Origin of the sequence: Caballeronia sp. dw_19, assembly GCF_018449515.1 — a bacterium.
In the GTDB taxonomy this organism is placed as follows: Bacteria; Pseudomonadota; Gammaproteobacteria; order Burkholderiales; family Burkholderiaceae; genus Caballeronia.
On sequence record NZ_JAAVUQ010000012.1, the window covers coordinates 106,453 to 118,420 of the forward strand.

Sequence of the window (11,968 nt, forward strand, 5' to 3'; positions counted from 1 at the left end):
GAATCGCTCAAGGAGGGGAGGGTGTCGCTGGAAAAAGGAAGTTGACGTATGCCGTTGCCGACGCCGCGTGAGAGTGTCCTGCGAGGACGCGTAGCCAACGCAGCAGGTGAATAAATTCACTCCGCGAGTAATCACACGATTAGATAACGGCGGCTTTTACGTCGCCGTTATTCTTTTAAACCGTGATCTGTAGGTGATTAATTCACTGCTTGATAAATCGGTCTGCGGTCCATAAGCCTTGTGTATCGCTGTTTGCCGCATTCACAAATTCGACATCATGGCCGACAACTTGCACTACCCGGAAATGAGCGCCTTCGGGTGTGGGTACGCATTGAAATCCCGCGAAGAATTCCTGCATTTTCTGTTGCTCGCCGGCCTGAGCGTGTTGATCGGCGGAATCGAATTTGTCCTTCGATAAACAGCCGTACGCGTTAGGCATGAAACTGAACGTTTGTTGCGGCTGGATCACCTTGTCCTGGGCTTGAACCGAGGTGATCGCGCCCAATAAGCCGATCATCGCAAAACCAGCAATGGCGCGCTTTTTCATCGATAGCCTCCATGCAACTCTTTAGCGGGGATTTAGCTATGTATTCAGTGACTAGTTATTAATCTGCAGCGTTTATCCTAGATGAGAATTTGCAAGAGGCAAGCACAACTTGTGTGCGTTCGCAACAAGACGGATTGTCGCAGAAGGGCGTTGTGGATTAAGCGGCTTTAAGCGCGCGGCGCTGTAATCAAAAATCGCGATTGATGCGGCGCAAATAGAAAAGGCAATAAAAGATGCCCGGTTCGCTGGAACCGGGAATTAACCTCAACGAAGTGAGGAGGAGACACTAGAAATTACCGGGCCTGATCGCTGGTCAAAGCCCGTTTAATGCCACGCAGAATTTGTGCCGAACGGGGAAATTGAACACAGAAAAGCGATTCTGCAGATGAAGCTGTTTCAAGTCAGATACTTGGGTGTGACAGGCTGCCCTCGGCGGGGGCGACGTGCTCCGGGTCGTGTCGTGGTTCCTGCCGTTTTTTACAAGGCGCCTTGTCAGACACGGATCTTCGTGGATTAATCGATGTTTCCTACAGGAGCTTCCATGACCCTTGCCCAATGGCTGCCGTTCGCAATCGCCTCCGCCATCCTTGTTGCCATTCCCGGACCGACCGTGTTGCTGGTGGTTTCCTATGCGCTCGGCCACGGCCGCAAATACGCGCTTGCTACGACGGCTGGCGTTGCGTTGGGTGACCTTACGTCGATGACCGCTTCCATGCTCGGGCTTGGCGTGTTGCTCGCGGCATCGGCGGAACTGTTCATGGTCCTGAAATGGGTGGGCGCGGCTTATCTCGTTTATCTGGGCATCAAGTTGTGGCGCGCGCCGGTAATGGACGCCGATGCGGTCAGCGCGCCTGGCGAGTTGCGCACACGGCGGATCGTCGCTCACGCATACGCGGTGACCACGCTCAATCCGAAGAGCATCATTTTCTTCATTGCGTTCTTGCCGCAATTCATCGATCCACACGTGGCGAGCATTTCGCAGATTGCGATCATGGAGGCGACGTTTGTCGGGTTGGCTGCGGCGAATGCGTTTGCTTATGCAATGCTCGCTTCGGTCGCGCGACGGGCAATTCGGCGGCCTGGCGTGCAGCGGACGGTGAATCGAACCGGCGGCGCGCTGTTGATGGGGGCGGGGGTGTTTGCTGCGGTTTGGAAGAAGGCGGTTTGAGGTTTGGGTGAGCGGCGCTGGGGAGAACCGTGTAGTCGGTTATCGCGCGCTTCGCTCTGACCCGAATAGGACCATTTTGGTGGCTTCGCCGAAATGGTCCTCACCTGACGGGCTGGGCGTTGGCAAGCAACCCTCGCGTTTTCAACTGGTTGTCTCAATCTACCCCTCTAAGAAGTCAGAGCACAGATTCCAAAAATCTCGATGCGCTCAACCGCGTATGCCGCCCTGCGGTAGATGATTTTGCCGCAGATCGTATGGGCGAACGCTCGCTCGCGTTGGAAAGAGCGCGGGTCGTTCGCCCTTGATCGATGCACAGGCCCTCTGGTGCTATGGTCGCGCGCGAAACACTCGATGGATCGCGACCTTTTGTTAGCCTTAGGACGCGTCACTCCCGCTGTTCTTCATAGTCAACCTGCGCTCTACCTCTTCCAACTCCTCGAGATCCTGCGCGTCGGCCTGCAATACCTCGACCCCTCGTCGCTGCTCATCGAATTGCTCGTAGCGGTCGTGCGCAATCTCTACCATTTTGTCGTGACTCATTCGTCCGTTTCCCTTTAGTAACGGGCTTTCATTGAATTCGATAAACGTATCGACGTAATTACGCCAATCGGCCATGCGCAAATCCTTGCGCTTTGCCGCGCGCAATTCGGCAAAGTCCAGAAACAGCATAACAATGCGGTTGAGGAGTTTAATTTCATCCGCGTTCAGATAGTTCTTGGCGACGATTACGTCTGACTTGCGCACTCGTCCGGTTTTCCACGCGGTGAGTGCCATAATTGGTTGACTCGGATCAGCACGTTTTACTACGATTTCTGCGGCCGTTTGCTGTGTGACCGCGTAGAACATCTTGTTTTGAACTTCGGCAAAGAATTGTCCGGCCGCTGCGGAATCGTCGCGATAGTCGACCGACAGGGCAAACAAATCTCGCACCTTCTGATAAAAACGCTTCTCGGACGCCCGTATGTCGCGAATGCGCTGTAGCAGTTCGTCGAAATAGTCCCATCCGGTCGGATCCTTGAGTCGGGCGTCGTCCATGACGAAACCCTTGACGAGGTATTCCTTCAAATGCGCGGTCGCCCATTGGCGGAATTGCGTGCCGCGAGCAGAGTTGACGCGATAGCCGACAGCCAAAATCATCTGCAAGTCGTAGAACTTGACAGGCCGTTTTACTCGCCGATTCCCCTCGGTTCGAACTATTAAGTCTTCTTTAATAGTTGCCTCAGAGCTTAATTCGCCTTCGGCCAAGATATTCTTGATATGGATGTTGACGTTCGGGATCGAGGTCTGAAATAACGCGGCCAGCTCGAGTTGACTCAGCCAAACGGTGCCGCCTTCCGCACGCAAGAAAAATTGCGCGGTTCCGTCGTCCGTCGCATAGAGCACGACCTCGCCCTTATCCGACGATTTGTCAGTCATGTTCATACTGCAGTTCCCTCAGATAGCCGGCCCTTTGCTTTTCGAATTGCACCAACAGTGGCTCTCGCTCGTCCCCTTGGAACATTAGAGGCACTTCGTACATCGATCTCACGCCTACTTCCCAATACAAAACCGGCTGAAAATCACGCCCAGCAGATCATCGGAAGTGAACTCGCCGGTGATCGAATTCAACTGATCCTGTGCGAGCCGCAGCTCCTCGGCAAACAAATCGAGCGCTTGCGAATTCTGGTCCGCATGGTCCGCGGCAATCGCCAGATGTTCGCGCGCAGCGCGCAGCGCAATCAGATGCCGTTCGCGCGCCAGATAGATACTCTCCGCGCCCGCCTGCCACCCTGCAATCTTGAGCAATTCGCTACGCAATATCGCGATTCCCTCACCCGTTTTCGCCGATAAACGCACGTCGCGCACGCCATCACCGGCCGTTTCCGCCGATGCCTCAACACCCGCCAGATCCGCCTTGTTCAGCACGCGCACGACCGGCACGCTCACCGGAAAACGCGCCGAGATTGCTGCATCCTCGGTACTCAGCGCCTCGCGTGCGTCCAGCAGATGCAGCACGACATCCGCGCGGCCGATTTCCCCCCAAGTCCGTTCGATACCAATCCGCTCCACCTCGTCCTGCGTTTCGCGCAGGCCGGCGGTATCGATGACATGCAGTGGAATGCCTTCAATCTGAATAGTCTGCGTGACCTTGTCGCGCGTGGTGCCGGCAATCGGCGTGACGATGGCGAGTTCCGCGCCGGCCAGCGCATTCAGCAACGACGATTTGCCTACGTTCGGCTGCCCCGCGAGCACAACCGATAGCCCCTCGCGCAGTAGCGCGCCCTGTCGAGCATCGGCGAGCACTTTGTCGAGCAGGGCACGGATGCGCGCGAGCTTGCCGCGGGCATCGGCGGCTTCCAGGAAATCGATCTCCTCCTCGGGGAAATCGAGCGTCGCTTCGACCAGCATCCGCAACGTGATCACGTCTTCCACGAGCGCATGGATTTCGCGCGAGAACGCGCCATCGAGCGAGCGGCCCGCCGAGCGCGCCGCGGCTTCCGTACTCGCCTCGATCAAATCCGCGACAGCCTCGGCCTGCGCCAGGTCGAGCTTGTCGTTGAGAAACGCGCGACGCGTGAACTCACCGGGTTCGGCCAGCCGCACGCCGAATTCGCGACCGGTATCGACAGCTCGCTGCAACAGCAGTTGCAGCACGATCGGACCACCGTGTCCCTGCAATTCGAGCACGTGTTCGCCGGTATAGGAATGCGGTGCGGGGAAATACAGTGCAATGCCGCGATCGATCGCTTCGCCGCGCGCATCAATGAACGGCACATAGCTCGCGTGCCGCGCGTCGAGCAACTGGCCGCATAGCGCAAGCATCGCGTGCTTCGCCGCTGCTTCGCCCGCCCGCCCAAACGACAGCCGGATTACGCCGATACCCCCACGCCCCGGCGCGGTGGCGATCGCGACAATCGGATCGGTGTCGTTATTGGACATGGTTTTTTCCAGCGGAACGCGCGTGAACGAGTGGCGGCATTGTAGCGCGGTGCTCTCGTTTCGCTGCGTGGCACGAGCCGTTAGGACGATTCTCAATTTATCTTACGTGAGATATGATGAAGCATCGGACTGGCTGTTGGCGCGCATCGTTTCGTTGGCTGAAAATGTGGTTGTTATTGGGTCATGCCTATCAATCAACCATTGCAGCATTCTGATGTTGTTTTTCCTGAACGCGCTAAAAATTAGAAAGATGCGCCATATCTAGCGTAGGCGGTTGACTTCCCCACTGCGTTTGCCTCGCACAATCGCGACCATGCCAACACCCAAAGAGAAAACCGATTTTTCGGATCGGCTCAAATTTTCAATGACACGCGCGCCCGAGAAAATGCGCGGTGCGACCGATCTCGCTTTGCATTTCAATTTGCGATATCACGGTGAACCCGTTTCGCCGCAAACCACGCACAAGTGGCTGACCGCGCGTTCAATTCCCACGACCGACAAACTGGCGACGCTCGCCGAGTGGTTCAAGGTCGAACAGCACTGGCTTCACTACGGACCGCCGCCAAGCGGGAATCCGCAAGGCGCACCGAAGCCGATCACACATGATGAGAAATACCCGGCTTCGGAGGAGACCCTTGAACTGGCTTCGAAGATCGAGGCGCTATCGTCGCATCACCGGTATTTGCTGGAAGAACTGGTCGATCAGTTTTATGGGACGGGTGGGAAACGATAAAACGCATACGCAAACAGTTCATAGAAACGAAAACGCCCGGCATAAGCCGGGCGTTTTCAATTCAGCCAAAGACCAAACTTTAAGCCTTCGCCACCTTCTTCTGCCCCATCATGCGCGTGATGTAATACTGCTGCGCGATGGAAAGCACATTATTCACGACGTAATACAGCACCAGTCCTGACGGGAAGAAGAAGAACATGACCGAGAAAGCCAGCGGCATGAACATCATCATCTTTGCCTGAACCGGATCCGGCGGCGTGGGATTCAACCGCGTTTGCAGGAACATGGAAACGGCCATCATCACCGGCAGGATGTAGAACGGATCGGCCTGTGACAAGTCGTGAATCCACAAGACCCACGGCGCACCGCGCATTTCCACCGACGACAGCAACACCCAGTACAGCGAGATAAACACCGGAATCTGTACAACGACCGGCAGACAGCCGCCGAACGGATTCACCTTCTCGGTTTTATAGAGCGCCATCAGCTCCGAGTTCATCTTCTGCGGATCGCCCTTATACCGTTCACGCAATTGCGTCATACGCGGCGTGATGGTCTTCATGCGAGCCATCGACTTGTAGCTTGCCGCCGACAACGGGAAGAACACCGCCTTGATCAACAACGTGAGCAGGATGATCGACCAGCCCCAGTTGCCCACATAGCTATGGATCTTCTCGAGCAGCCAGAACAGCGGCTTCGCGATGATCGTCACCATGCCGTAGTCTTTCACCAACTCAAGACCCGGTGCGATGCCTTCCAGCATCCGCTCTTCTTCAGGACCAGCAAAAAGCCGCGCCTGCACGTCGACGGTCTGCCCTGGCGCGATGGTCTGCAACGGCTGCTGCACGCCTACGCGATACAGCGCGGGATCGATCTTCTGCACGTAGATATCGCGCTTCACGCCCTGCTGCGGAATCCACGCCGACGCAAAGTAATGCTGCACCATAGCGACCCAGCCGTTATCGGCGGAGGGCGCAAAATCTTCCTTGCCCTTGTCGATGTCGCTGAACGTCATCTTCTGGAAGTGATGCTGCTCGGTATAAACAGCCGGCCCGATGAACGTATGCGAGAAGCGCGGCGTTTCCACCGGCGAATCGTCGCGCACGAGTTCCATGTACAGGCGCGGCGTGACCGGCGCAGTGCCGACGTTCTGCACCTTCGTGTCGACACCGATCACATAGCTGCCGCGCGTGAACGTGTAGGTCTTGATGACCTTTACGCCACCCTTGACCGGCGACTCGAACGCGATTGACAACGTGTTGCCGCCGTCCATCGACGTCTGGCTGCCCGGTACGAGCGTGAAGACGTCGTTGTGGTTCGGGAAGTCGCCGCCGAGCAGGCCCGTGCGCGCAAGATACGTGTGCGTCGCGGTGTGATCGAAGAGCGTGATGTACAGATCCGGCTGCTTGCCGTCACCTTCCTTCACGAGCGACAGCTTCGACAGCGTGCCGCCGCGCGTATCGATCTGACCGGAATAGACGTCCGTGGAGAAATTCACGAGCTGGTCTGCGGCGCTCGAAGCGGGTGCATTCGAACCCGGCGCGACCGGTGCGCCTGGTACGCCAGGGGTAGACGGCAAATCGGCGGCTTGCGTGCCCGGCGTCGTGGTTCCCGGTGCAGCGCTGCCGACCGTCTTGGTCGGGACGGCGCTCGGGAAGAACATCGACGGGCGCCCATGGTCACGTTGCCAGTTGTCGTACAGCATGACAGCCGACATGAAAAAGATGACCCATAGGACGGTACGTTTGATATCCATGCGTTGTCTCAGTGTCGATCGAAGAGCGCGTTATTGGCGCCGTGGTGGTTTGAACTCACTGAATTTGCCGGATCTGGCGAATTCGATGAGCTCGGGGCAGAGTCGTCGACTGGGTCGGCCGCTGACGCGCCATCCTGCTGAACGCAGCCGGCGGCGGACGGAGGCACGGGGACCAGATCGATGCCGCCAGCCGAAAACGGATGGCAGCGGCACAGACGTTTTGCTGCGAGGAATGAGCCACGCGCGGCGCCATGATACTGGATTGCTTCGCGCGCGTAGTCAGAACACGATGGGTAAAAGCGGCACCGGTTGCCGAGCATGGGGCTCACCGCAACCTTGTAGAAGCGTAATAAGGCAATCAACGCCCTTTCTGCCATTCGTGCCGTCTGCATAAAATTCGCGCTCGGGTCGACGCCGGACCAAGCCGGCGTGCGCCTGAAGCGGCTCATGAGCCCGCAGGCGCGGGTGGGTCACTGACGATAGTCGATGCACCCGGCTCTCCCATACGCCGCGCGGCTTCGCGCACTGCACGGTCAAGCAGGCCGTCGATCTCCTCGCGAAACAACGTACGCAGCGGCGGCGATTTCGCGCTCGGCATGGCCTTGCGGTCAATCTTCGCATGCAGCCGCAGCAGGATGTCCCATCCGCCAAGCTCCGCGCGCCGAAGCCGGAATGCCTCGCGCGCCAACCGCTTGATCAGATTGCGCGTCACCGCGCGCGGCGCAAACTTCTTGCCGATAACCAAACCCAGTCGCGCCTCGTTGCCTGTCGGCTTGCCATACAGGACAAAGTGCGGGGACCGGCGCCAGGGGCGCAAACGAAAAACGGATGAGTATTCATCCGTTTTCAGCAGCCTTGCGGCCTTGGGGAACGCGGCACGCGCTCGCAACTGACTGGTTTCCTGTCCGGAGCTTGTCGTGCTGCGCACCTGGCCGTCGCACGCGTCTGGGCGAGTGCCGGGGCGCGCCGTCAAAAGCGACCTTATACAGCCAGGCGCTTGCGGCCCTTCGCGCGACGTGCGTTGATCACCTTGCGGCCGCCGGCCGTCTTCATACGGACGCGAAAGCCGTGGGTACGCTTGCGGCGGGTAACGGAAGGTTGGTAAGTGCGTTTCATGTTGGTCTCACTTGGGTAAAAACGGACCGCGCGGCTAGAGGTAAGCGACGTAAAAAGCGACGCACCGGCCGGTGGTACAGGAATTCGGGTTTTGCGGAACCCGCTATTTAAACCGTTTTCCTATTGACCGTCAATAGGTTACGAGGCATGGCGAGCGGTTTTCGAAGAAGTCCACAGGCCTGACGATTCGATACGCCGCATGGTCCGTCCCTGTGGATAACTCGCGCCGCGGTTGCATTTGGCGTTAGAATCTCCGCTCAATCCGACGTAACCGCACGTTGTCCCGGTCCGCTGTACCGCCTGCAAAAGCATGGTGGACAAGGCTCTGGGGCACGCTTGCCCGCGCGCACCGGGCCTTGTCGCCGAGTGGCGGCGAGGGCGGCGGCAGGACTCGCGGTAAACCCTAACGACTGCATTCGATGAACGATTTTTGGCAACACTGTTCCGCATTGCTGGAGCGCGAACTTACGCCACAGCAGTACGTCACATGGATCAAACCGCTGGCCCTCGTCGACTTCGATGCCGATGCGAGCACGCTGCGCATCGCCGCGCCCAACCGGTTCAAGCTCGACTGGGTGAAGAGCCAGTTTTCCGGGCGTATCGCCGATATGGCCCGGGATTTCTGGCACGCACCCGTAGATATCCAGTTTGTTCTGGACCCCAAAGCCACCGCGCGCAAGGCGATGGGCGGCGCGCCTGCGCCGTCCGCTGCATCCATGCCCGCTGGCGCGCCGGCTTCCCAGCCCATGCAGCGCCCGGCGCCGCAGCCCGCCGAAAGAAGCAACGGCGGACACGCGAACGCGAGCGCCCACATCAACGCGCTCGCGGCGGAAGCCGCGCAGCACGCGCAATCGCTGCAACATAACGACCAGGCCGACAACGGCGATCTCGACCTGCCGAGCCTCGACGCCAACGAAGCTGCCGCAGCGCGCCGGACCTGGCGGCCGGGCGGCACGGCGTCGTCGAATGGGGAAAACGATTCGGCTTACGAGCGTTCGAAGCTCAATCCCGTCCTCACCTTCGATAACTTCGTCACCGGTAAAGCGAATCAACTCGCCCGTGCCGCCGCGATCCAGGTCGCCGATAACCCCGGCATTTCGTACAACCCGCTGTTCCTGTACGGCGGCGTGGGTCTGGGCAAGACCCACCTGATTCACGCAATCGGCAACCAGTTGCTGCAGGACAAGGCCGGCGCGCGCATTCGCTACATCCATGCGGAGCAATACGTGTCGGACGTGGTGAAGGCCTACCAGCGCAAGGCTTTCGATGACTTCAAGCGTTACTACCATTCGCTCGACCTGCTGCTGATCGACGATATCCAATTCTTCTCGGGCAAATCGCGGACGCAGGAAGAGTTTTTCTACGCGTTCGAGGCGCTGGTGGCGAACAAGGCGCAAGTGATCATCACGAGCGATACGTATCCGAAGGAGATTTCGGGTATCGATGACCGGCTGATTTCACGCTTCGACTCCGGCCTGACGGTCGCCATCGAACCGCCGGAGCTTGAAATGCGCGTGGCCATCCTGATGCGCAAGGCGCAATCGGAAGGCGTGAGTTTGTCGGAGGATGTGGCATTTTTCGTCGCCAAGCATTTGCGCTCGAACGTGCGTGAACTCGAAGGCGCGTTGCGCAAGATCCTGGCGTTCTCCCGGTTCCACGGCCGCGAGATCTCGATCGAGTTGACCAAGGAAGCGCTGAAAGACCTGCTAACGGTGCAGAACCGGCAGATATCGGTGGAAAACATCCAGAAGACAGCGGCGGATTTCTACAACATCAAAGTCGCCGACATGTATTCCAAGAAGCGGCCGGCGAACATCGCGCGGCCGCGTCAGATCGCCATGTATCTGGCGAAGGAGCTTACGCAGAAGAGTCTGCCGGAAATCGGCGAACTGTTCGGCGGCCGTGACCACACCACGGTGCTGCACGCCGTGCGGAAAATTTCGGCGGAACGCGGCACGGACGCCCAGTTGAACCACGAACTGCACGTGCTCGAGCAAACGCTGAAAGGTTGAGCGTTCTGCGCACCGCACGATGCAAAAGACACTAAAGGTGCGGGAAAATGGCGGCTGTACGTGGGCGCCGGCGATGAACAGCCAGAAACCAACGCCGAATCAAAGCACCACGGTGCGGCCGGCGAAAACGCCTGGAACGGCCGCTGATGATCGTGCACTCGTCCGTTTGTCGCCTGCGCCGAAAAGCGCCACAAAAAGCGTCAAACAATGGGCCTGTTTATTGACGAAATTGCCCCCATTTTCAGGGAGCGGTCAGGTTTTGAGGCACAATACGGGTTTGACCGTCCAGCGGCGCTGGGCGGCGTTTTGGCGCAAGCCTGGCACGTGCGAGCGGTAATCGCCGCAAGCGCGTGACACGAGACCGTCCGAAGGTCATCCATGCGGTGGCAAACGCTTCTCAAAAAGCGGAGGCAAAAGTGGTGACGAATGCGGTGACACTCGCGGCGGGCGGCCGTCACATCAACGAAGGAACTCTATGCAACTGGTCAAGACCGAACGAGATAATCTCCTAAGGCCGCTGCAAACCGTGAGCGGAATCGTCGAACGCCGTCATACGTTGCCGATCCTCGCCAATTTGCTGATCACGAAGACTGGCGCCGACGTGTCGTTCCTCTCGACCGATCTCGAACTTCAGATCACCACGCGTGCCGACTTCGGCACGGGCAGCGATCAGGTCGCCACCACGGTCGCCGCGCGCAAGCTGCTTGACATCCTGCGCGCCATGCCGCCGGGTGAAGTGTCGCTCGATCTCACCGACAAGAAGCTGACGGTACGCTCCGGCAAAAGCCGCTTCGCGCTCCAGACGCTTGCTGCCGATGAGTTCCCGACCGTCAACCAAGCTACAGAGTTCGGCGCGAGCCTGTCGGTTCCGCAAAAGACCTTCCGGCAATTGCTCGGCATGGTCCACTTCGCCATGGCGCAGCAGGACATCCGCTATTACCTGAACGGCATGCTGCTGGTCGTCGACGGCGACCAGTTGATGGCAGTTGCAACGGACGGCCACCGGCTCGCGTTTTCATCGATGAAAATCGAGGGATCGTTCGCGCGCCAGGAAGTGATCATCCCGCGCAAGACCATCCTTGAATTGCAGCGCCTGCTGGAAGACATTGACGACGCGCTGGTTATCGACATTGCCGCGAGCCAGGTCAAGTTCACGTTTGGTCAGGTGGAACTCGTATCCAAGCTGGTGGAAGGCAAGTTCCCGGACTTCCAGCGCGTGATCCCGAAGTCGCACAAGAACACGTTCCTGATCGGCCGTGAAGAATTGCAGCGTTCGCTGCAGCGTGCGGCCATTTTGACGTCGGACAAGTTCAAGGGCGTGCGTTGCCTGATCGAGCCGGGCCAGTTGAAGATCATGTCGACCAACGCCGACCAGGAAGAAGCACAGGAAGAGCTGGAAATCGCGTATCAAGGCGACAGCGTGGACATCGGTTTCAACGTCACGTATCTGCTCGACGTGCTCGCGAACCTGAAGATCGACATGCTGCAAGTGAGTCTCGGCGACGCTAGCTCAAGCGCCTTGATCACGATTCCCGAGAACGACGAATTCAAATATGTGGTGATGCCAATGCGCATCTGACGCGGCCAAAACTAAAAACTTTCCAAGGGGCGCATTGCCCCTTTGGCATTTTTAAGGTGTTTCGAAAAGTCTCATGCAGCGACCGCGCAGCAACCCCGCAGTGACCCAGTAGCGACCCCGTAGTGACGCAGAACCGGA

The 11,968-nt window shown here is 58.4% G+C and carries 11 protein-coding genes; 4 read left to right on the forward strand and 7 right to left on the reverse strand.

What is annotated here, in order from left to right; genetic code table 11:
- Window positions 1-202: 202 nt before the first annotated feature.
- Window positions 203-547 carry a hypothetical protein gene (locus tag HB376_RS18250; protein WP_213765068.1) on the reverse strand — a complete coding sequence of 115 codons (345 nt, stop codon included), beginning with the start codon at window positions 545-547 and terminating at the stop codon, window positions 203-205.
- A 541-nt stretch (window positions 548-1,088) separates the two neighbouring features.
- On the opposite strand from HB376_RS18250, the gene HB376_RS18255 reads away from it, so the two are divergent.
- Window positions 1,089-1,715, forward strand: coding sequence for a LysE family translocator (locus HB376_RS18255; protein WP_213765069.1), 627 nt, complete (start codon window positions 1,089-1,091; stop codon window positions 1,713-1,715).
- Between the two features lie 375 nt (window positions 1,716-2,090).
- On the opposite strand, the gene HB376_RS18260 is transcribed toward HB376_RS18255, so the two are convergent.
- Both HB376_RS18260 and mnmE read right to left on the reverse strand, forming a co-directional pair.
- Window positions 2,091-3,137: a virulence RhuM family protein gene (locus HB376_RS18260; RefSeq protein ID WP_255631415.1), complete on the reverse strand. Its 1,047-nt coding sequence runs from the start codon at window positions 3,135-3,137 to the stop codon at window positions 2,091-2,093.
- A 108-nt stretch (window positions 3,138-3,245) separates the two neighbouring features.
- A complete protein-coding gene (gene mnmE / locus HB376_RS18265) occupies window positions 3,246-4,634 on the reverse strand; it encodes a tRNA uridine-5-carboxymethylaminomethyl(34) synthesis GTPase MnmE (protein WP_213765070.1) in 1,389 nt (462 codons plus the stop codon).
- 313 nt (window positions 4,635-4,947) lie between these two features.
- On the opposite strand from mnmE, the gene HB376_RS18270 reads away from it, so the two are divergent.
- Window positions 4,948-5,367 (forward strand): transcriptional regulator, encoded by a 420-nt coding sequence (locus tag HB376_RS18270; RefSeq protein WP_213765071.1) that lies wholly within the window; start codon window positions 4,948-4,950, stop codon window positions 5,365-5,367.
- A gap of 79 nt (window positions 5,368-5,446) precedes the next feature.
- Here HB376_RS18270 and yidC read toward each other — a convergent pair whose 3' ends face one another.
- The 4 genes from yidC to rpmH form a co-directional block, all read right to left on the reverse strand.
- Window positions 5,447-7,123, reverse strand: coding sequence for a membrane protein insertase YidC (gene yidC, locus HB376_RS18275; protein WP_213765072.1), 1,677 nt, complete (start codon window positions 7,121-7,123; stop codon window positions 5,447-5,449).
- A gap of 8 nt (window positions 7,124-7,131) precedes the next feature.
- Complete coding sequence (gene yidD / locus HB376_RS41045) at window positions 7,132-7,500, reverse strand: membrane protein insertion efficiency factor YidD (protein WP_255631416.1); 369 nt, start codon at window positions 7,498-7,500, stop codon at window positions 7,132-7,134.
- A gap of 68 nt (window positions 7,501-7,568) precedes the next feature.
- Window positions 7,569-8,051 carry a ribonuclease P protein component gene (gene rnpA / locus HB376_RS18285; protein WP_213765073.1) on the reverse strand — a complete coding sequence of 161 codons (483 nt, stop codon included), beginning with the start codon at window positions 8,049-8,051 and terminating at the stop codon, window positions 7,569-7,571.
- A 53-nt stretch (window positions 8,052-8,104) separates the two neighbouring features.
- The gene (gene rpmH / locus HB376_RS18290) at window positions 8,105-8,239 is read right to left on the reverse strand and encodes a 50S ribosomal protein L34 (RefSeq protein WP_006998755.1); all 135 of its coding nucleotides are present in this window, start codon (window positions 8,237-8,239) and stop codon (window positions 8,105-8,107) included.
- A 419-nt stretch (window positions 8,240-8,658) separates the two neighbouring features.
- On the opposite strand from rpmH, the gene dnaA reads away from it, so the two are divergent.
- On the forward strand, window positions 8,659-10,251 hold the full coding sequence (gene dnaA, locus HB376_RS18295; RefSeq protein ID WP_213765074.1) for a chromosomal replication initiator protein DnaA: 1,593 nt from the start codon (window positions 8,659-8,661) through the stop codon (window positions 10,249-10,251).
- Between the two features lie 475 nt (window positions 10,252-10,726).
- A complete protein-coding gene (gene dnaN, locus HB376_RS18300; RefSeq protein WP_158935897.1) occupies window positions 10,727-11,830 on the forward strand; it encodes a DNA polymerase III subunit beta in 1,104 nt (367 codons plus the stop codon).
- Window positions 11,831-11,968: the final 138 nt, after the last annotated feature.